Below are 21,794 nucleotides of genomic sequence, written 5' to 3' on the forward strand. Positions count from 1 at the left end.
CGAAAAACTGTCTCAGTTTGATGAGGGGAACCAGCGAGCGCGTTCGCAATCCGCGCGAGGCTGAGCTTCTTGTTGCCGATCTGCGATCCTGCTCCATTCCGGTGGTCGGCGTTTTGGGAAATCACGATTACGAATGTGGCCATGTGGAGGAAGTCAGGGCGATCATCAAAAGCTCGGGGATGCATCTTCTCGAAGGACAAGCGGTGGACCTAAATGGCGTCGGCTTCGCCGGGGTCAAAGGCTTTGCAGGGGGGGTTTGGTCGGTTCATGCTAAGCTCTTTCGGCGAGCCCGCAATCAAAGCCATGGTGGCCGAAAGCGTTGAAGAGTCGATGCGGCTCGAAAACGCCCTTCGCCAGATCCGATCGGAGCGGGCGATGGTCGTGCTTCACTATGCTCCCATCGTTGAAACAGTGGAGGGCGAGCCAATTGAGATTTATCCCTTCCTCGGATCATCCCGCCTTGCTGAGACCATCGACCGATTTCCCGTCTCTGCAGTCGTTCACGGTCACGCTCATCGCGGAAAGTACTCTGGTAAAACCCCAGGAGGCGCGCCAGTTTACCATGTCGCATCTCACATCGAAAAACCGACCGGAAAAGCTTATGCGCTCCTCGATTTGTAGGGCCGTCAGCGGATGTTAGCGGTAAGCAGCCGCATGCGGCCCAACAGCGGTTTTGCAGAAGAGAACTTATGGATGAAACGTTTTTTGAGAACTTTTCGCTTGAGATGATGACCGTGACGAATGGTACCTTGCGTGTGCGTCACGGGGGCTCTGGTCCGCCCCTTGCTGCTCCACGGACATCCACGCACACACATGACTTGGTGGCAGGTCGCAAACAAGCTTTTTTCGAAGTTCACTATTGTTTGCCCGGATCTGCCAGGTTTTGGCCAATCGTACTTGCCAAGGGACACGCCAGATCATGCCGGATCCTCGAAGCGGCGCGAGCGATTGCATGGAACTCATGGACTATCTCGGCCACCACCGCTTTGCCGTAGCTGGCCATGACCCCGGCAGCTATGGCGCCTATCGTGCCGCCATGGACTTTCCCGATCGTGTCGAACGGCTGATTGTGATGGACGGCGTTCCTATTCTCGAAGCGTTGGAGCGCGCCAACGAGAAATTTGCCCGTCTCTGGTGGCATTGGTTCTTCTTCGGCACTTCGCATCGACCTGAACGCGCGATTGGTGCCGACCCTGACGCTTGGTATGTTGGCTCGGCGCAGTTCATGGGCAAGGAGGCTTTCAATGACTATCTGGTCGCAACGCGAAACCCGCAAGTAATTCATACGATGATCGAAGATTACCGAGCAGGCCTTGGTGTCGACAAGGCTCATGATCTTGCTGACCGGGAAGCCGGAAAGACGGTCATGTGTCCGACATGTCTTTTGTGGTCGAAGCGCGATGACCTGGAAGAATTGTATGGTGATCCACTTTCGATCTGGCGACCTCGGGCACCAGGTATCGTTGGTCGCAGTATCGACAGCGGCCATCACATGGCTGAGGAAGCTCCACACGAAGTTGCCGCGGCGATCATCGCCTTCCAGCATGGATCAACGCCATGAGCTCCCTGACCTGACGAGGCAAACAGTCCGTTGACATTGAGCGTGAGACTTCCATCGCCCAGCCTTCGGTCATGCTGGGCGACGACACGAACGCTTTTCTGCCAAGCACATCGGCTTCCTGCAAGTGCTGACTTGCGTAGCAGCAACACTTCTGTCTACCGCAGAATCGCCATGCTGAAAAAAACAAAAAATATCAAAATGGGAACCAGTCCTTTTGCCCGAGGTTAGGGCGGCACGTCACGTAGAATACAACGGTTTACCGGAGGAAACAGGACACGGGTGATCAGCAGCAAGGTGGCCAGGCCAGGGTGGCCACAGAGTGGTAGCCAGGGCGGCCAAGGCGGTCATCACGGCGGCGGTCAAGCGTACAGCAGCGTGGCAAGCGGGGAGGTGCCAACGCTATCGCATCTTCCACCGTGGCCTGATTTACTGAGGGGTCTTTCTCAGCTGACGCGTTCGGTAATCACCCAGTGCCAATGCAGCATTGCCGCAGAAACGAGGTGTGATGGCAAAACAGGTTTCGCAAACAAATCTGAACTTTGGAATATCGATAGAAACCGAACCCATGGAAGCGCGTTCAGCGGATCAACTCCCATCAGGAGAGGGTTGGCAGTATGAGCCGAAGTGGGACGGTTTCCGATGCCTCGCTTTCAAGAAGGGTCGTGAAGTCGACTTGCGGGCAAAGTCAGGCAAGGGGCTCGCCCGCTATTTCCCGGAGATAGTGGCATTCCTCGCTGCGCTGCCAGCTGATCAGTTCGTGATCGATGGTGAGCTTGTCATCGCGATCGACGGGGAACTTTCTTTTAACGCCTTGCAAATGCGACTCCATCCAGCGGAAAGCCGCATCAGGACATTGTCGATCAAGACACCAGCAAGGCTAGTCGCCTTCGACATGCTAGTAGACACAAACGGTATGTCCCTCCTCGCCAAGAGCTTAGGATGCCGCCGCGCCAGGTTGGAAGCACTGGCGAAAACCGTAGCGGACGGAGAACATCTCTTGCTGTCGCCGTCCACCAACGACGTCGCTGAAGCCCGCCGATGGTTGTCCGACGCAGGAGGCGACACAGACGGCGTGATATGCAAGCGCATCGATGCCCCCTATCTGCCTGGTGAGAGGGCAATGACGAAGGTTAAGCGGCTTCGAACGGCCGACTGCGTTGTCGGCGGTTTTCGATATGACGGCAACGGCAAGCTGGTCGGATCCTTGTTGCTCGGGCTCTACAATGACAATGGTGAACTCGACCATGTCGGCTACACCTCCACGATAAGGAACGACGAAAAACCAGAGCTCACAGCAAAGCTTGAGGCCTTGCGCGAGGCACCTGGCTTTACAGGCAAGGCTCCGGGAGGTCCGAGCCGTTGGGCTACAAAGCGCACTTCGCAGTGGCAGCCCCTTAAACCTACTATGGTGGTCGAGGTCAAATTCGATCAGATTACGGGACGCAGATTTAGGCACGGGACAAAGCTCCTTAGATGGCGCCCAGATAAGAAGCCATCCCAGTGTGATTTTAGGCAGATCGAACCGGCTGCGGTCATCAGCGCCCAGGCAACAATGCCCGCAGGCGTCCAGACCGCCACGAAGCCGTCGAGCCGTAGAGCGCAACGCGGCTGATTATCTTCAGCCAAACTGCTCTCGACTTACCAGGGCGAAGCCTGGAACTTGTTTCGATTTCGCGGTTTGCACACCATCGAGATCAATCAGGATCACGATCAAGGGAGTAATGAGAAATGGCAGCAACAAGCAAACCAGGTGCAAAGTCGGCAGGTAGGAAGGACGCTGCCACGAAAAAGAGCACGTCCTCGGGCAAACAAGGCGGAAGTCACGAGCAGAACGCGAAAGCCGGCCAGCAGAGCCACAAGAACACAAAATAAGCGAACAAGAGCCCGTCCTGAATACGGGCTCTTGTTCACAACGAGCTTCCTCGACCGAGATTGCCTATGTTCGCGCGGTGCCTCCGCCGAACGCCTCCACCTCCGACCCCAAGCCTGTTCACAAGATCACATGCTCACTCGTGAACAGGAATTCTTGTCAGCCGCTGGAGAGCTAGCCCACCGCGTGGCTCACGAGAACGTGGGAACGCCAAGGTGAGCGCGGATATTCGTTGTTAGCTCAACACCTTCGCCGCTCCCTCACAACAGCGATACTGGTGAACAACTCGCCAGCTTCGTCCAGACCGCCCACAGGCTGTGATACCGATCGCAGCACCAGCGCGACCGTTCACCGTGGATGGCGCGATTAGCGCTAACGGTCCGTCTTTACTTGTTCAACTTCTTCCATGACGCGATCCCTGGCGACATTATGAACGTCCGAGGCGACGTGGACAGCGGTCTCGTAGACATCAGATGCCATCTCCTTGCCTTCTTCGACAAGTTCGGAGGTTTGCGCGGCGATATTGGTCTTTACAGCATCTGCCGCCTCTCCGAGAACTTCGTCTTCCATGTCAGTATGCGGTAGCGAAGCACCGATGGCGGCTCCGACGGCAAACGCCAGTGCCCCACCAACAAGCGGCTGGTCGCGGAAATGCGTCAGGATAGCATCATTAAGGCGATGGGACTGGTCTTTGAGAGTTGATCCTGCCGCAGATGATGAACCGACCACGGCGCTAGCCGTGTCCATGGCTCTTCGAGCAACATCACCAGCCGTGTCCTTGACCTTGTTCCAACTCGCAGACGCCCAACCAGTAGAGGCATCGAGCACCGCACCGGCCTCATCGGTAATATTCGAGATCTGCTTGCCAGTGGCATCTGCAAACCCCCGATAGGCCTTTCCGCTTGCGTCAAGAAAGTTGCCGGCACGGCGACCCGCGCTGTCGGTCAGAGCCCGGAAACGCTGTCCAGCTTCGTCGGTGAAATGGCTGTAGCGTTCCTCGCCAACCATTTCCGGCGGACCAACGCGCCGCACGGATCCATAGGCGGTATAAAGCGGATAAGGTTCTTCGAACGGTACTGCATCTCTGTCCGGGGCTGACCCTTGCTTGGCCATCAGCCAGGCGAGGCTCACCCCCAACAGGGCCACGGGCAAGGGGTTTGCTTTCAACGCATTGCCGAGGTTGCTGACATACTCGGCCCCGCCGCTGCCCTTGGCATAGGCAATCACTTCATCGACGAGCTGCCCGGGGGACATACGCTCCTGGATCGCACCTATACGTGCTTCGATCCGTTGACGGTCGGCGTCAATTTCCTGCTGAATGTCCGCCGAGGATTTTTCTGACGATTGGTCCATCACATTTTCTCCTTGACGACATCGACATCGCGGCGAAGCGATGCGGTCGTGCGGTCAAGCTTGAAATTGGAGCCCCGCAATGTTGCGAGACCTTTGGAAATGAGCGCCCAAGCAATCAGGCCAACCACCAGGCCGACGACTAGGGCGGACGTCGCATTGGCGGTGACCTCGTTCATTCCGTTGCTGACGAGAGACGCGGCAAGACCGCTCACCAGCGCACTCAGCAACACTCCAACCGCGCCGATCGCAAAAATCAGCCCAATCATGAGGACTTCGACGCCGCCGAGGGCCTTTGCCACCTTTTCGGAGGCCTCGGTCTTTGCAAGATCAATCTCCTTCCTCAAGAGGCCTGAGACATCTGAAACAAGGCCGCCAACAAGTTCGGAAAGGGGCATCTGATCGGTCGTTTTAGCCATCGTCACGCCCTCCTACTTGGGAGCCCGCCCCAGGGGACTGAAAGTCACCGGCAGCCGATTTGCTGGCTGCAGCATGACTGGAAGCGCGTCGTGCAGACGCCGCCAGGAACCTGCTCGCAGCGACCCCGGCCAGTGCAGCCAACCCCAGGAATGCGACCGGCTGCTTGCGGCCAAAATCTTCCGCCATTCCGGCTATTTCACCGAGGTCTCGGCCTTCCATATTCCTTGCAACCGCTGCGACACTTGCGCCGATCTGCTTTGCGTATCGGCCTACTTCCGGCTGATCACCCTTTTCGAGCTCAGCACCCACTTTCTTTAGAGCAGTCGCGATCCCCGCCGTTTGACGCGCCGCGAACGTCGTTTGTTGTGCCAGGGTGTCTTGCACCCTTTCCATCGCCGTGTTCGCGCTGTCCTTAACGGCATTCGTTGCAGCGCTTAAATCGTCGCTCACCCTCGCTTTTAAGTCGCTGAGACTGGCGGGTTTTGCTCCATCTGTGGTGCTTTCGGCGAACCCGGGTTCGGCTGGGGGCATAACGTCCCCCTGTTTGATCTGGTTGGTTGGGTCTGGCATGGCTTCCTCACGAGGTGTTTCAGGCAGCGACTGCTGCACTTTGCGCTCCAACCACAAGGCAATGCCTTTGTTCCGTCACCTCGACGGCAACTGCGTGGAATAGGATTGTTCTGGTTCGGAGTGTCGCAACCATTCCTGGAGCAGGTAACTGGCCGCCACCAACGAGCGGCAATACCCATCCCGTAAAGGGACCATAACGCATATCTAGCGGTCATCTGCTCGCTGGACAAAGCCTTGCCCCTTGCACACTTGCCACCATGGCCCCGTGTGCGCTGCAGCAAAGCCTCAAGGAATGTCATCCTCAATGGCGCAGGATAAGGAGCCTGCCCCAATCATCTGCCGCCGGACCGGTTTTGCAGGTCGCCTAACAATAGCTCTCCTCGCAAGAACCAAACACTCGGCCAGCCAGGAACTTTCATCGCCTGAGGGGCTTTATCTAGCTAAGGCAAGTCTCCCCCGGAAGGTCCATTTAATGTCAGTCGAGGGCGTCATGGCGAGTGAGAAATTATCCAGCTACCGACAGAAACGCGATTTCGAAAAGACCCGTGAACCAAGCGGTCAAGCGGAGGTAAAGCCCTCTAATCGCCGGCGCTTTGTCATTCAGAAGCATGACGCCACGCGTTTGCATTACGACCTCCGCCTCGAGCTTGATGGCGTATTCAAATCATGGGCCGTGACGAAGGGGCCGTCGCTCGATCCGCACGATAAACGCCTGGCCGTAGAGGTCGAGGATCATCCCCTCGACTACGGAGATTTTGAAGGCACCATCCCCAGGGGTCAATACGGCGGCGGAACGGTGATGCTGTGGGATCGCGGCTACTGGGAACCGGAGGGGGAAGAGGCTCCGGACGAGGCCTTAGCCAACGGTGACTTGAAGTTCACGTTGGAAGGTGAACGTCTGCAAGGCAGCTTCGTGCTCGTGCGCATGCGCAACGATCGCAATGGCAGCAAACGCACCAACTGGCTGTTGATCAAACATCGCGACGAATATTCCGTAGACGAGAACGGTGCGTTTGTCTTGGAGAAGAATGGCCGTTCGGTTGCATCAGGCCGCACCATGGAAGCCATCGCGTCAGGAAAAGGACGACAGCCTACGCCCTTCATGTCGAAAGACGGAGGATTGGAGGCCGACGCTGTTTGGGACAGCAAGCACGGATTGGCCGCAAAACAGCAAAAAGCCGGTCGTAGGACGAGCAAGAAGCCAGCAAGCAGCACACGCGGACCCGCACCAGATTTCATCCCGCCGCAGCTCTGCGAAACATTGGCACGTCCGCCCTCGACTGAAGGCTGGGTTCACGAAATCAAATTCGATGGCTACCGTATCCAAATGAGGGTCAAAAACGGCGACGTCACGCTGAAGACCCGAAAGGGCCTGGATTGGACCGCAAAATATCCAGCCATTGCCAAGGCGGGAGCCTCTCTTCCCGACAGTATACTTGACGGTGAGGTCTGCGCGATCGATGAAAATGGGGCGCCCGATTTCGCGGCTCTCCAGGCAGCCCTCTCAGAGGGGAAGACTGATGACCTGGTCTACTTCGCCTTTGATCTCCTGTTTGCCGAAGGCGAAGACCTGCGGGCAAAGCCACTTACAATCCGCAAGGAACGACTAGCTGCGATGCTGTCGAAAGCTGGCGATGATCCGCGCGTTCGTTTTGTTGAGCATTTTGAAACGGGCGGAGATGCGGTCTTGAAGTCGGCCTGCCGACTTTCACTTGAAGGCATTGTTTCTAAACGGGCGGACGCGCCCTATCAATCGGGCCGAACCGTTACTTGGGCGAAATCAAAATGCCGTGCGGGACATGAGGTAGTGATCGGCGCCTATTCAACAACCAGTGGCAAATTCCGCTCCTTACTTGTCGGCGTTAATCGCGGTGACCATTTCGTTTACGTCGGGCGGGTTGGCACGGGTTACAGTGCCAAGACAGTTAAGAGCATCTTGCCCAAGCTGCAGGCGCTTGAGGCGGCGAAATCTCCGTTCACCGGCATAGGGGCGCCCAAGAAGAAACCCGGTGTCGTGTGGCTCAAGCCCGAGCTTGTCGCCGAGATCGAGTTCGCCGGCTGGACGGGAGACGGGCAGGTGCGCCAAGCGGCGTTCAAGGGTCTTCGCGAAGATAAACCGGCCCGAGAGGTCGAAGCGGAAGTGCCCGCCTCCCCGAAGAAGGCGAAGGTTGCGGATCCCGAAACACCAGCAGCATTGCCGACACCTCCTCGCAAGAAAAGCAAAGCCGAAGTGATGGGGGTGCTGATTTCCAACCCTGAAAAGCCGCTATGGCCGGATAGTGGTGATGGCGAGCCAGTGACGAAGGTCGATCTTGCCCATTATCATGAGGCTGTGGGCTCTTGGCTTATCGAGCACATCAGAGGACGCCCCTGTTCGATCATCCGAGCGCCCGATGGGATTAATGGTCAACAATTTTTCCAACGGCACGCTTTGCCTGGTACCTCGAACTTGCTCGAGCTCGTCACGGTCTTCGGTGACAAGAAGCCATATCTCCAGATCGATCGGGTCGAAGGCCTTGCCGCCATCGCTCAGATAGGCGGCATAGAGCTGCATCCTTGGAACTGCGAACCCGGTGAACCCGAGGTGCCCGGACGCCTTGTGTTCGACCTCGATCCCGGCCCCGGAGTGGCGTTTGATCGCGTCATCGAAGCGTCGCGAGAAATCCGCGACCGCCTGGAAGCACTCGGTCTTGTCAGTTTTTGTAAGACAACCGGAGGGAAGGGACTGCACGTCGTCACCCCCCTCGCAGCAGCCAAAGGCAAAGCCCTGAACTGGTCTGTGGCCAAGCAGTTCGCCCACGATGTCTGCGAGGAAATGGCGCGCGACAATCCAGATCATTATCTGATCAAAATGGCAAAGAACCAGCGGGAGGGACGCATCTTTCTCGACTATCTGCGAAACGACCGAATGTCGACAGCAGTTGCGCCGTTGTCGCCCAGGGCCCGTGACGGGGCAACCGTCTCGATGCCCCTGAATTGGAACCAGGTAAGAAAGGGCCTTGACCCGACACGCTACACCATCCGCAGCGTGCCAGACCTATTGGCAAAGAGCACCGCCTGGCAGGACTATTGCAACAGTCAGCGCTCGCTCGCAACGGCGATCGAACGGTTGGGCGGTACGGCTCGGTAAGCGTAGCGTGGGATGGGCAGAATCTCACAAGATTGGACCGCTGAACAAGAGCTGGTCTCCCAAGGGGCCATCCTTGGAGCCAATACGCTCGTCGAACACTCGCTTTCAACGAGTGCCTTCGCGCTGGAACGTCCCGATAACCTGACCCTTGGCGAGTACGTGTCCGTTCATGGCTGTAATCAGGGCGTCTCTTGTCATCCCAGGATCGAGCCCTAGCGTCTCCACGTCCAGCGCAAAAATTTGGAAGTGATAGTTATGAGCAGGATCACCGACCGGCGGTTTCGGACCGATATAGCCGAGCGATCCAGCCGAATTCATGCCTTGCTTTGCATCTTTTGGGTGCGAGAGGACCGGATCATTCGGCAGGCCCTCCCTCAAGTGATTGAGATTGCCTGGCAGGTCATAGGCTAACCAGTGAACGAATGGCTTCGGCGTTGCAGCATCGGGATCATCAACGATAATGACGAAGGATCTCGTTGCCTCGGGCGCGCCGCGCCAGCCCAGCGTCGGCGAAGCACTTTCACCGTCTGCGGCATAAGACAGCGGGATCGGTTTCTTGTCAGCGAAAATTGCGTTGAGTTCTATTGGAGCGGGGGACTTCGCCACAAGCAGCTCGATCGCGATTTTCGATGGAGGAAGTTCGCGGTAAGTATTGGGGGTGTTCATTAAGCTTGACTGCGAGCCGTTGACTTCGCCCGAGTATGAGACCCGGTATACCAAGCCATTCGAATCATCGGCGACGAACAAGGAACCATCCTTGCCGACCGCAATGCCGGCCAATCGTCCGAGGTAACCGTATCTGCCGTTCTCCTGGCATAGCAAGAAACCCTGGAGAAACTTTTCGAAAGCTTTCGGCTGGCCATCCTCAAAGTTGATGCGAACGACCTCATAGCCGCTGGGAGGACGGCGGTTCCACGATCCGCGCATTGCCACAAAGGCGTCTCCCCGAAAATCCGACGGAAACATAGTGCCCTGATAGAAGGCCATCTGCATCGGCGCGCTGTGCGCAGTGTAGCCGAGCACCGGCTCAGTCGATAGCGCGGCCCACTTTGACAGGGTTATACCTTCCGCAGGATTGATATGAGGGTTGAATTCGCCGGCGCCGAATATGTATGGCCAGCCATAGCGCTTGCCCTGCTCAAGGTGGTTGAGTTCTTCGATCTGCACCTCATCACCCAACCAGTCGATACCGTGATCAAACCCATAAAGAGCCCCCGTGGTCGGCTCCCAATCGAACCCGATCGTGTTGCGCAGTCCGCTGGCAAATATCGATCTCGAGATTCCATCCTTTGACGCCCTCAATATGGTGGCGTTTTCAGCATTACTCTCCTGACATTCGTTGCAGGTACTGCCAACGGAAATGTAAAGCATGCCGTCGGGCCCGAGACCCAACGTTCGGTTCGCATGTTGGCCGGCATCGGGAAGATCGTTGATGATACGCGTCAGAGGTCCGAAAGTGCCATCCTCTTTGACCGGAGCAGTGTAGACGTCATTGACGGTGATCAGAAATACGTCGTTTTCATCGAAAGCAATGCCGTGCATGCCGGGTCGGCTGGCAACCGTCCGTACCGTTTCCGCTTTGCCGTCGCCATTGTCGTCTTTCAACATGATTACGTCCCCAACGGACCGACGAGTTGCATAAAGAACTCCTGACTTGGAGACTGCAAGCATACGGGGGTTCACCAGGTTCCTCGCAAATACTTCAACCGTGAAGCCTTCCGGCGCCTTGATTAAAGCTGTGAGCTTCTTGTCGTCCGGCACGGCGAGTTTCTCCGGCTCCAGTACGGAGCTTTCGATTGTGACATCCGAGAACTCTCCTGCCGTGCCTTTCATCTGCGCCGAGGCAGTCGCTGACAGGTTGAGGGCGGTAGTGAGAAAGAGCATCTTACTGAGGTGAGTTGCCAATGGGGAACGCATCAACATCCTCCTGCTGTCCTGGACAAACAACCAAGGGACCGCCTTGTTCCGCAAAGTTCGCCTATCTCTCAAAGACTGTAGGCTCGATCATAACCAGTTGCATCTGCCGCAGGGCGCAGAGCCGTTTCTCACACGTTGATGATAAGTGCTCTCACGACCCGACAGCGAGGCGAACTGGGAGCGCCGAACGGTCCACCGGGGGCTGGCGCGGTGAGGGAGTTGGACCGTCCGGCTTCTTGCGAACACCCAACATCTGCTGCGGGTGTATGTTCCGCCTCAAAAGACTTTTTGTTCGAGTTTCATCCGACCTCCCCAGAGATACAAGGAGAAGGCCGCGCTCCTCTTTCCAATGAATTATCGTTGCAAGCTCCACCAAATCACTCCGCCCGAAGCAGGCGTATGCGTCGTGTTTCGCCGTGCTCTCCAATAGGTGTCCGGCAGGAATAGCGGCTAGTGAATTCGCCCTTAGGCCGGTCTTCAATCGCAAAATACGCGTAGAACGAACGACGGCCGCGATTGCTCACCTCGCGGCAATCCTCGCGCCACGCGAACTCCGCCACGTACCAATCGAAGCACTTCAACGAAAACCGATGGTGGATGCCGACGTAGGCCCGTTGCACCCGCGAAAAGAAGCTCTCGACCTAATTGGTGTTTGTTGCAGTCGTCGGCCTGATAGACCGTTGAGTGGTTGACGCGCTGCAGCTCGTTCAGGCCAACCAGGTCGTTATGGCTGCCATGCTCGTCCGCAAATTCCGTTGCCCCCGCGACACGTGATCTCGTACGGCCGCCAAGGCTGCGTTGCCGTCTTGGTCGCGGATGATCCGGGTGAACGTCTGCCCTCCCGGCCCGCGTTGGCGATCGCAAGAGCGCACAGACGCTCCATGTTCTGGTATTTCTTGCGGCGGCGGTCCATGCGTTCCTCGACGACCGTTTGCTGTCGATCCAGTGCGACCCCGTTGGCCACAGTTGGCCCAAAGCCGCCGCTGGAGGTCTGGCAAGGCATTCCGTGATCCCGGTGTATCGAGGATGAGTACAACTGTTCGAGGCTATCGCGCCCAATGTCCCTGCGGCTGTCATGGCGACGCGTCAATGCCCTTCAAGAGAGTATCGACTCCATTTTTCAATGTGGTAGTGTTTCGGCGTTGCCAGAAAGCAACCCTAGACTGATGCCGGGGGGACTTATGAAGAACCTACTCGCAGTCGCATTTGCCAGTGCCGTTATAGTTTCCATTCCAAGTTTAATGTTCGCAGAAACCCTTCAGGTGCCGATACCGAAAACCGCGGCCGAAGTTCCTGGGCCAGTACCCGGCAATACGATGACGAACGAGTATGTCCAGCTCGTCGGCCGAATGGCCTATGTGTGGGGTTACCCATTGGTCAACGCACACAACCGCCGTGAGGCCTTTCGGGCAGCGCCCGAACCTGGACTTCTCGGAGGAGTAGTGCCAGTAGCCCCGGTCGGCTTCAACCAGATGCTGACGGGCTACGTCCAGCCCGACCAGACTTTCATCGTCTGCCCGAACCAGGACGTCGCCTATGGCGCGGGCTTCACCGCGCTCGACAAGGAGCCGACGGTGATCCAGGTGCCGGACTTCGGCGACCGCTTTTATGTCTACGCGATGTATGACCAGCGGACGGACGAGATCGGGCGGATTGGCCAGCAATACGCGACCAAGCCTGGTTATTATATGATCGTCGGGCCTGACTGGAAGGGTGAACCTCCCGAGGGTATCACGGCGATCGTCCGCTCCTCGACCAACCTCGTCTTCATCATTCCGCGGGTCTTCAAGGACGCCACGCCTGAAGATACCGCGGCCGTTCAGCCGGTCATCGATCAGATCGTGATGTATCCGCTCAGCCAGTTTGACGGCAAGATGAAGACGAAGGACTACAGCAAGTCATCACATTTTCCGGTTCCGGCGTCATCCGGCACGCCGACGAAAGGCGAAAGCAAGTGGGTCAAGCCCGAAACTTACTACGACGAACTGTCGGTGGTCATGAAAGAGGTACCGCCTCTGCCCGGTGAGGAGTCGCTCTATCGCTGGATCGCGTCCGCCTGGGATGCCGCCGCGAAAAACCCGGAAACCAAGAAAGCGCTGAACGCATCCTTCGTTGCCGCCGAAAAGGAGCTTATCGAGCCGCTTTTCCAGTTCCAATACAACGGTCGATCGATCGGCAACGGCTGGACGGTACCGGCGAATGCCGCGCAGTGGGGAACTGACTACCTCAACCGCACCGCCATCAGCAAATCGAGCATGTACCAGAACACGTCGGCGGAAACGCAATACAATCTGCGCGAATTTGACAGCGACGGGAACTCGTTTGACGGAAACAAGCAGTACACCATCACCTTTGCGAAGGGAGAAGTGCCACCGGTCAAAGGTTTCTGGTCATTGACTCTGTACAATGAGGAGAAGTTCTTCTTTCCGAACGCGCTGAACCGGTTCTCTCTCGGCACAAAGAACAAGGACCTCAAATACGCGGACGATGGATCGCTGACCCTTTACCTTGGTGCGAAATCACCGGGCAAGGAAAACGAAGCGAACTGGATTCCAGCACCAGAGGGCCACTTCTCGCTGATCCTTCGGCTTTACTGGCCTGAGGAAGCCGTCTTGAGCGGCGCGTGGCTGCCGCCAGACATCAAGAAACTGAACTAGATATCTGGTGCGGATACTTCCGGCAGGGAGGCATCAATGACTATCACGGCACACGCAGGTGTCGAGGGAACGTTGGCAACACCTGCTGACGTCGGCATCAGGTACATTCGATGGGGCCTCGGCCTATTTGTCTTCGGCCTCGTGATCGGCTTTGTTCCCTTGGCGCACTACATGCACGGCTCCTTCGAGCCGGTGGAGGAGACGTTCCTCAAGAACGTCACGCTCTGGTGGGGCTGCGCCTTTACGCTGGCGGTCTATGTCGCACAGCTCGGCAGCCTGGCGATGGTCGTCATCGGTCTTTGCTACATCGTGTTGGCACGCGATGGCGCAATGACGTCGGCTACGAGCATCGAACGCCTAGCGCCCACTCTCTGCGCCGTCGGCATCCTTGCGGAATTTCTGGCCGGGTTCGCCGGCTACTACGCGGTCGCGGCGGTCTGGCCGAATTTCTATTATGCTGCAATTCCACACGGAAAGGTCACCTGGCTTGCCGTTCAAGGAGTCTGCATCGCCATCTATCTCCTCGGTGTCATCTACGCCTACGGCGGCATCCGCAAGGCAGCGGGGCACCGATGACACACCTTTCCAGTCGTTTGCTGACTGACAGCGCAGCGGTCCCCCGGCGGGCTCACTCGGCCGTTCAACCTGAGCAACCATCGCTGCCGAGGTTGCTGTGGCAAGAGGGTCGCTGGCCTGCGCTGACCGTGCTTGGTGGGCTCATGGTCTGGGCTTTCTGGATTTACTCAGGACTTCCGATGATTTGTCATTAGGCTACTCTATAAGGGGGAAACATGAAGATCGCTCGCACACCAACACGCTTCGCAATGGCGCTGCTATGCGCGGCCGTTGTCTCGCACGCCAACGCGCAGGAGCCTCAGAAGCTGCCCGAACAGATTGTCACGCCGGATAGAGTGGAGAGCAGCATCGGCACCCTGCAATTCAAGGACGGCGCTCCGAGCAAGGAGACGGTGGAGAAGGCCTACGATTATCTGGACCTGATGCATGGCGTCGAAGCCTTCGTGAACGCCTACCAGGGCGCTTCCGTGGCTGCCATCTTCAAGGGTGTGCAGGATATTGGCGTTCCCAACAACACCGCCTTGATCTTCTCCGAACTGATGGACGCCAAGTCCCTGTTTCTGACGGCGAACGCAGACACCATCTATTTTTGGGTGAACCTGGACGTCACCGATGGGCCGATGGTCGTTGAGACGCCACCGCAATCGCTCGGAGTGGTCGACGACATGTGGTTCCAGTGGATCACCGACTTTGGTTTGCCGGGTCCCGATCGTGGCGAGGGGGGCAAGTATTTGTTCGTTCCGCCCGGCTATGAGGGCGAATTGCCTGAAGGCGGCTATTTCGTTCAGAAGATGCGCACGACGCGGGCGACGCTGCTCGGACGGTCGTTCCTCGAAAAAGACGACCCGAAGCCGGTCGCCGCTCTGATCAAGAAGACGCTTAAAGTGTATCCCTATGTGCCTGGCGGATATGGCACCAGCATCGGCTCGGCGTTGCAGGGTAAGGCGACATTGGCCCGCACCCCGGACCACAAGCTGGACTGGGAATTCCTTCGGCCCAAAGAGCCGGTTAAGTTCACCGAAGGCACTGGCAAAGTCATCAACACGATACCACCAAGCGACTTCAGCTACTTCGAGATGCTGAATGACGTGGTGCAGAAGGAGCCGCTCGGGGCGCTCGACCCGGAGATCATGGGATCGCTGGCCGCCATCGGGATCGTCAAGGGCAAGCCGTTCGAGCCGGACGCGCGGATGAAGAAAATCCTCACCGACGCGGCGGCAATCGGTAATGCTGCGGCGCGGACTCTGAACTTCAAATGGCGTCCGTCAGACGGTGGCTATTACTACCCGAACTCTACATGGTTCAACCCGCTTTTCCTCGGTGGTTACGATATGGAAACGCCGCCGCCAGAGGTTAGCCCCGAGGGCGTGATTAGCGTCAACCCACCCACTGGTGCTCGCACCTTGAACGTCCGGACGACAATGTTCTTCGGATATACATTTATTACACCCGCGATGATCATGCGGCTGACCGACATTGGCTCGCAGTACCTGGTTCAGACCGTCGATTCCAAAGGCGAGTATTTTGACGGCAACAAGACCTACAAGGTCTCCTTGCCCGCAAACATTCCCGCCGGGAAATTCTGGTCCTTTACCGTCTACGACAACCAGTCGCGCTCGATGCTCGACACGCCGCAGCGGTATCCTCGCGCCGGCAGCCAGAGCTACCCGTCCTCCGCCGCCGTAGCGGCCGCCGACGGCTCCACGACGGTGTATTTTGGTCCCACGAAACCGGAAGGAGTCAGTGATGGCAACTGGATCCAGACCGATCCAAAAAAAGGCTGGTTCACGATCCTGCGCCTCTATAGTCCACTGGAACCGTTCTTCACGAAAGCATGGAGGCCGAGTGAAATCGAGTTAGTCAAATAATCAGTTTCCGACGGGCGGCCGCCAACCAGTGGCCGCTCCTATACCCCCATCCCCGAGCGACGCCCATTATGACCGCATTGGGGCACTTTCCGGACGAAGCCCGACAGCTCACACGCAAGCTGCCACTAGCGCGACCAGCTTCAGGCGGAATTCCCCGAAACTGGAATTTCCCTTCTCATTCAGATGCGTAACCCGGGTTTGGTGTCTTTGCTGCCCAATGCCGCACTTAACCCATCCCTTGTCCATTTGCCCGCATCAGCGCCATGATCATTGGACCGAGCGAAAACCTTCCGCCGCGAGCCTTGGCGGTCAGGTCCCGAAGGTAGCCGCCGGCGGAAGTGATGTGACCGGCTCTCTCGAGAATGCAGGCGAGGGTCGTTGCGGCATTCTCCGGGCCCATCGCCTCGCAAGCTTCCTGATAGGCAGACGGACTAACACCGAGCATCGAGCGCACGGTCACCGCCGCCACCATCAAATCGCGCCAACTGGATATCGTCCCATAAGGTCCGTAGGGAACAATCTCAGGGCATGCTTTCAGCACAACCTGAATCGGGAAGATCGTCATTTCCCCCTTTTCACGGGGGTTGGTTGGCTCGGATTTCGCCTTTGGCTCATTTCCAGAGCCAAGTTCAAGTTCAGATAGGGAGTGGGGGTTTGAATTATGTAAGTGCCGATCAATATGATCGGCATTGCCGCTCATATCCTTCGATTTAAACTTCAATTCCAGCCGGCTGGTGACCTCTTCTCGCAGCATCTCGAATTCCTCAAGCGCGTCCTCCGCCTGCTGCCTGGTCGGGCGTCGAACAAGCGCCTGGGTCATAACTCGCAATCGCTCTTGGACCGCGAACCAGTCTCCTGGTGCCCCCTCTTCCAGCGCGACTACTATGAGCTTCGAAACGTCACGGCGGCAGATGGTCAATCGCTCGCGCAACCGCCGCAGTTCTTGCCTTTCGTTTGCTACTGATATGGCAATCGCTGTGATCTCTTCGGCACGCACGAGAAGCGGCGCGACAGAAAAGCCAAACGCTTCGCTGATGCCACCCGACTGGTCCTTGCGTGCGTAGCGCTTTCCGTTGGCACTATCCTTTCGAACCAAGACGCCCGCGTTGATCAAGGCAGCGAGATGTCGGCGCAAAGTCGCTTCGGCCATCCCATGCGCCCGACGAGCAAGCTGCGAATTGGAGGGAAAGACTACAAGCCCGTTTTCTTCACTGATCTCGTCGTGTGGGTAGAACGTCAACAAAGCATTCAGCACCAGCAGCGAACGCTCACTGAGGCCGAAATGCAACCTTGCATCGCATAACGACTGGAACAGCTTCCACTTTCCGGCCGTTTGTCCCGGTTCAATTTGTCGGGAAAGCACTTGGGTGGCCAACATGCCAAGCGTCATCGCTCGCCGCCCGAAGGGCGTCGTTACAGCATCTCTCTCCATCGTCCATTTCACCTTGCTAAAGGCAAAAGAATGCCGCTCACCGGAACGTGCCGATGCTGCACTTGATGCAACTTAATGTGGAGAGTTCTTTCTCTTTCTCGCTACAGATCGAGAAGGGCTCCACAACGGAAACGTCTGGCGGTCTTTATTCCTCTGCGTTCCGACTCCTGTTTCATCTTCTCCGCACAAATCCGGCCAACGCCAGTCTTAAGCGAAGCACTTTGCCACATCGAACTGGCCGCGAGGTCGACTTTTCCGCCCGCAGTGCAGCCAATGGGCTCCAATTGCCGATCACACACCGATTCTGTTGGCGTCAGCAAGGCCCGTGCAACTGGCAATTCGGGCTTGCCTTGTCGGATTCACGATTCTTTTGGCATCGCACGGACTTCCGGCTCGCAAATTCCAGCAGTTCAAAGAGGTGACAGAGGAGCGAGGCGAGAAACGAGAGCTGGTTCGAACCTAGATCTACTATTCGCAATCACGGTGGAGAGGGGGAGGATAGGGAGGCCTTTTATTTCAAAGGCGCTGATCCCAACGCATGCCGGCACACGCGTTACCGTCTTTCTATTTTTCTGGTAAAGCGCCAGAAGTCGCCTATCTTAGTGCAGGCTTGAAAATTCTAGCGCTGGTGCCAGCTCTTCGGCGGCCAGTTCACTTACGGCTACGAGTACCTCTCCTGCCGCGTAACCTGATCTGATTGCTCGCTCGATAAGCTCGTGAAGTTCGATCTCCATCATGTCCCTGCAATCGGCCAAGCGCTCCGCGTCGATGATAAGTCTATCCACGGTCTGCATAAGCGCTCCTTTTTTCGATCTTGCGACCTCGCCTAGCCAGGTCGCGGGAAGGGACCATGCCCGGTGCTAATCAAACGCTTGCTTGTCACGGAAGTTCCTAGGGCGGACACCGCTGGAGATCACCCGCCGCTTCACGACGAAGGGGAAAGGATCCCATCCGGGATGCTTGGCCTACCAGGTCTTCTGATCGCTGATTTGGTCGGTACGCCAGGATAGGCCGCAATCCCCCGCGGCATCAAAGTGCATGGGTACCAATTACCGGCGGAAGGGCGCAAAGAAAAACCGATACGGATAGACGCACAACCGTCCAGAAATCCTGCTGTTTAAGTCGAGATATACAAGCGAAGCGCATATCCAAGCGCTCATCTCGCGGCACCAAGAAAGCGGCACGCATAACCGTCGCCTCCGCCCTTTCAGTCGCGCGGAACCGACGAGTGTACTGATAGTCAGTTTGAGCGCCGGGGAGTTGCTCCCCCGGCAAATCTTGGCAGATGCGGGACGCGACAGTTTCAAGCTTCGCATCCCGCGTCTGTCGGGCTCAGCGAACGTATATGATCAATGCGCCGTCCGCGGCCTGTTCGGCGCCTGCGATGTTTTCCATCTCGATTTTTTGCGATTTCAGCTGCTCGGCAAGGGCCTTATTGCCTTCGACCGCCGTGAGCAACGCTTTGCGTTGTTCGGGAGTCGCTTTTTCCACCCACATGCGCGTCTGGTTCGCTTCCGCCAGCGTGCTGACCTGAACAACGCTAACCTTGTCGCCCTTGAAGTCAGTCACCGTTTTCTCGATGTTGGCCGGCCAGTTCATTTCGGCACCCTGGGCATAAGCAATTTCGCTGATGCTTAAGACGGAGAGGGCAACAATCGCGGATAAAGTCGCAATGCGGTTCATTATATGCTCCTTCCTTGGGGGTTTGCCTGGCCGGTTGGCCAAGCGCGTGGTGCAAAAGGGTAAACAAGGCTCAAGATCCACAGCTCGGCGGACAACCGGGCTGGGTCGGGTTATATTCTAAGACGTTTTTCGCCCGAGCCCTGCAACCCTAACATGATAGTTGCTCGGCGGATAGTGCCCCGATACGGCCGGGAGGACGAAGAAGTGAACAGCAAAACCGAAACAGCAACTCTCACATTTGTATGCCAAACGTCACTGCCGCATCCTCACGCGGCGAGCTTGCGCGCCATCCGTCGACGCTTTTTCGCTTTTGACAAGCAACTCAATTTACTTATTCATGCCCTCGACCATTTCAAGGTGATGCTGGAGCGCTGGTCTGGTCTTTTCAGCCCAAGCTTTCAGTTCGGGATTGTCACCCTCGCTCCCGTATCGGGCAAAAAGATCCACCGCATCCTCATGCGCGTCTTCCTGCTGGGAGAGGTATTCCTTGGTGAAGCCAGCGCCCTGCATGGATTTTAGTTCATTGATCGCTTCCACTTGATCGTCTGTCATCGCGGTTGGAAGCTCCGCCTTCACCTTACTGGACGTGAGCATTTGCTTAAGTTCAGACGACGTCTTGGTATGATCTGCAACCATCTGCTCCGCGAAGCTCTTGATCGCTTGATCGCCCCGCTCCACGGCAAGCTTGCTCGATTCAATTTCATACATGTCACTTGTGGCTGCCTCCTTGACAAAATCCTCTGTTTTAGGCGGCACGCCAAGCGCCGTATTGATACCCGATTTCTCAGCCGCGGACTGCGCCATGGCGGAGCCCCCCAAAAGCAGTGTCGCGGTAGCAAGGGCAATGTATTTCATCGTAAGCTCCTTTGTATCGTCTCTCAATCCATACGTGCGGCTCCAACCCTTTGAGCCCCATTGTGTTCCGAGTCTTCAGCCGGCTTTTGTTTGGCGATGTCTCCGGAGATCAACCGTGGCGCTCCGAGGCTTAGATGAGTGCTGCCGCAGATTCGGCTTCAAAGTGACCCGGTTAGGTCCCGGCTCACGACATGCTGGGGCCGCTCGGCAAAGGGTTCAGCCACCAAGGTCGCCTGGTTGCGGAGCCCAGGTAGCTCTCGTTCAGATACTTGTTGCAGATCATCGTAGGCCTGCCGATCTGGCCGGGAGGAACGCAATCGCGATCATTCGATGACGCCGCGATCGCTGAAAACGCCTTACGATATAGCGCATCGAGGTGCAGTCGGTGCCATAGGGTGTGCCGTACTTGCCGGGATCTCCAGTTCTGTTCCGAAATGCAGGCGGCGCTGCGCTGCGCAAGACGTCAGCGGCTTCTGTGATGCGGCCATCCTTGAGGGGCTTGCACGGCTAGAGCGCGCCTCGCAATGCGTGACGCCGGGGCTATAAGATCTCGCGGCGCCGCCATTCACGGTAAGGAGCCATGAGTTGACCTGGAAAACGTCTTTCGATTTCGGTTTCCACAAGCGCGATCGTTGCCAAGACGGCTTGGTCTGGTACCGATTGTCGCTCACTTTCCTTTTCCAGTTCGCCCATGCGGGTAAACAGTTCGTCATCCGTCATCGCTCGAAGCTGTTCGGAAAGCGCTACTACATCTCTATCGGCAGATTTCACGACTTCTCACCTGTTCAATTCAAGGGGAGGGAGCACGCCAGTGTGCGGATTGTTTTTTCCTTCCACGCCGTCATTGCGCTTTCACCTCTCCGGTCCCGGTAGTTGGAGCCTTTCCATTCCGATTTTCTCTTTGTCTTGACGACATTCGTTTGTTCACCCGACTTCCCTTTTGCAGGGATGACGTTCATACCAGGAACTAACTGCTGATCCTGACAAAGGTTCCCAGCCGCGCGACCAGTCGCTTCTTCTCTTGATCGCACTACGACGGGAGCAGGCAAGACCACCGAACTTGCCTCGACGATGCAGCAGGTGGCAGCGCAGGCCCATCACGGAGCGTGCTGCAGCAGTGGAACGAAAACAGTGCCGGTTTGTTGGGTCTTGACTGACGGCAAGTGCATGTGATGCGACGGGCCGATACCACAACACCATGTCCCGACGGAGGTTTGAATCATGGTGGCCGTAATATTGTTAACCGTTGGGTCCCTTCCCATTCTTGCGGCTCTCTGGCTCCTGTGGTTTGGTCCAGCCTGGACGCCCGACCGACAAATACATTAGAGCCTGGAATATCCTGCACCGTCTCGTTGCCGCGGATCCGCAAGAGCATGCGTCGCCATGAGGCCCTCTTGGTGAGCCCCGAGCTTAGGCGACATTACGCTGGTCAGCGTCTATGCCAAGCACCCTTCCAGGCAGAAAACAGTCAGATCGGATGCCGCAGGAAGTGCGGTGCCAGCTAGCGTCCTTGGAACTTGCCTCAAAGTTCACGGTTAGGCTCCATCACTCTCCCTTCGAGTGATGCCGGCTAATGGAGGATGTAAGATGAGTCCGAGTGCGCACGAGGCACTGATCAGCCGGCGTTTTCCCATTGGGGCAGAACCGATGCGGGAAGGGGTATCCTTTCGAGTGTGGGCGCCGGCGCGCAAGCGCGTTTCGGTCGTCACCGATAATGGACATTACCCACTCCACGCTGAATGGAATGGATATTTCTCTGGCCTCGTAGCTGGTTTGGGCATCGGGACAAACTATCATTTGGACCTCGATAATGACGGGGTCCTGGAAGCCGAACCTGCTTCCAGGTTCCAGCCACTCGGACCGACGGGACCCTCGCAGGTCATCGAACCGTCAGATTTCATCTGA

General features: G+C 57.1%; 14 protein-coding genes and 3 pseudogenes. 7 read left to right on the top strand and 10 right to left on the bottom strand.

The genetic code is table 11. The features are described from left to right. Positions 1-50: 50 nt before the first annotated feature. The 3 genes and pseudogenes from ASD00_RS05715 to ASD00_RS05725 form a co-directional block, all read left to right on the top strand. Positions 51-621: pseudogene (locus ASD00_RS05715) on the top strand (metallophosphoesterase); the annotation flags it as partial. A 68-nt stretch (positions 622-689) separates the two neighbouring features. Next, a pseudogene (locus ASD00_RS05720) lies at positions 690-1,561 on the top strand (alpha/beta hydrolase). A 505-nt stretch (positions 1,562-2,066) separates the two neighbouring features. Further along, positions 2,067-3,173 (top strand): ATP-dependent DNA ligase, encoded by a 1,107-nt coding sequence (locus tag ASD00_RS05725; RefSeq protein WP_082523449.1) that lies wholly within the window; start codon positions 2,067-2,069, stop codon positions 3,171-3,173. 630 nt (positions 3,174-3,803) lie between these two features. Here ASD00_RS05725 and ASD00_RS05730 read toward each other — a convergent pair. From ASD00_RS05730 to ASD00_RS05740, 3 genes are read right to left on the bottom strand one after another with little or no spacing between them, the layout of a single operon-like run. Beyond that, positions 3,804-4,784 (bottom strand): DUF3618 domain-containing protein, encoded by a 981-nt coding sequence (locus ASD00_RS05730; RefSeq protein WP_057205394.1) that lies wholly within the window; start codon positions 4,782-4,784, stop codon positions 3,804-3,806. After that, a complete protein-coding gene (locus tag ASD00_RS05735) occupies positions 4,784-5,200 on the bottom strand; it encodes a phage holin family protein (protein ID WP_057205397.1) in 417 nt (138 codons plus the stop codon). Before ASD00_RS05735 ends, ASD00_RS05730 begins: the two co-directional genes overlap by 1 nt. Then, positions 5,193-5,810: a nutrient deprivation-induced protein gene (locus ASD00_RS05740; RefSeq protein ID WP_210265404.1), complete on the bottom strand. Its 618-nt coding sequence runs from the start codon at positions 5,808-5,810 to the stop codon at positions 5,193-5,195. Before ASD00_RS05740 ends, ASD00_RS05735 begins: the two co-directional genes overlap by 8 nt. 451 nt (positions 5,811-6,261) lie before the next feature. Here ASD00_RS05740 and ligD point away from each other — a divergent pair, with 451 nt between their 5' ends. Beyond that, positions 6,262-8,901 (top strand): DNA ligase D, encoded by a 2,640-nt coding sequence (gene ligD, locus ASD00_RS05745; RefSeq protein ID WP_057205587.1) that lies wholly within the window; start codon positions 6,262-6,264, stop codon positions 8,899-8,901. Between the two features lie 105 nt (positions 8,902-9,006). Here the strand turns inward: ligD and ASD00_RS05750 are convergent, their stop codons facing one another. Together ASD00_RS05750 and ASD00_RS41465 are read right to left on the bottom strand one after the other, a co-directional pair. Beyond that, entirely contained in the window at positions 9,007-10,818 is a 1,812-nt protein-coding gene (locus ASD00_RS05750; protein ID WP_162249712.1) for a YbhB/YbcL family Raf kinase inhibitor-like protein, read from the bottom strand. 515 nt (positions 10,819-11,333) lie between these two features. Continuing rightward, positions 11,334-11,468 (bottom strand): annotated as a pseudogene (locus ASD00_RS41465) (transposase); the annotation flags it as partial. Positions 11,469-11,876: 408 nt separating this feature from the next. On the opposite strand from ASD00_RS41465, the gene ASD00_RS05755 reads away from it, so the two are divergent. From ASD00_RS05755 to ASD00_RS05765, 3 genes are all read left to right on the top strand, one after another. Further along, entirely contained in the window at positions 11,877-13,475 is a 1,599-nt protein-coding gene (locus tag ASD00_RS05755) for a DUF1254 domain-containing protein (protein ID WP_244496008.1), read from the top strand. A gap of 36 nt (positions 13,476-13,511) precedes the next feature. After that, a complete protein-coding gene (locus tag ASD00_RS05760; protein WP_057205406.1) occupies positions 13,512-14,051 on the top strand; it encodes a hypothetical protein in 540 nt (179 codons plus the stop codon). A gap of 215 nt (positions 14,052-14,266) precedes the next feature. Further along, on the top strand, positions 14,267-15,919 hold the full coding sequence (locus ASD00_RS05765) for a DUF1254 domain-containing protein (RefSeq protein WP_057205409.1): 1,653 nt from the start codon (positions 14,267-14,269) through the stop codon (positions 15,917-15,919). 226 nt (positions 15,920-16,145) lie between these two features. On the opposite strand, the gene repC is transcribed toward ASD00_RS05765, so the two are convergent. The 5 genes from repC to ASD00_RS38390 all read right to left on the bottom strand — a co-directional run bounded on the left by repC (position 16,146) and on the right by ASD00_RS38390 (position 20,660). After that, positions 16,146-17,351 (bottom strand): plasmid replication protein RepC, encoded by a 1,206-nt coding sequence (repC, locus tag ASD00_RS05770; RefSeq protein ID WP_057205412.1) that lies wholly within the window; start codon positions 17,349-17,351, stop codon positions 16,146-16,148. A gap of 599 nt (positions 17,352-17,950) precedes the next feature. Next, positions 17,951-18,145, bottom strand: a complete 195-nt coding sequence (locus ASD00_RS05775) for a hypothetical protein (RefSeq protein WP_057205415.1) — start codon at positions 18,143-18,145, stop codon at positions 17,951-17,953. A gap of 538 nt (positions 18,146-18,683) precedes the next feature. Continuing rightward, a complete protein-coding gene (locus ASD00_RS05780) occupies positions 18,684-19,034 on the bottom strand; it encodes a hypothetical protein (protein WP_057205418.1) in 351 nt (116 codons plus the stop codon). A 327-nt stretch (positions 19,035-19,361) separates the two neighbouring features. Then, complete coding sequence (locus ASD00_RS05785) at positions 19,362-19,889, bottom strand: DUF4142 domain-containing protein (protein WP_057205422.1); 528 nt, start codon at positions 19,887-19,889, stop codon at positions 19,362-19,364. Between the two features lie 540 nt (positions 19,890-20,429). Next, a complete protein-coding gene (locus ASD00_RS38390; protein ID WP_309239243.1) occupies positions 20,430-20,660 on the bottom strand; it encodes a hypothetical protein in 231 nt (76 codons plus the stop codon). Positions 20,661-21,794: the final 1,134 nt, after the last annotated feature.

The sequence above is a fragment of the Ensifer sp. Root31 genome, assembly GCF_001424825.1.
Lineage (GTDB): Bacteria > Pseudomonadota > Alphaproteobacteria > Rhizobiales > Rhizobiaceae > Ensifer > Ensifer canadensis.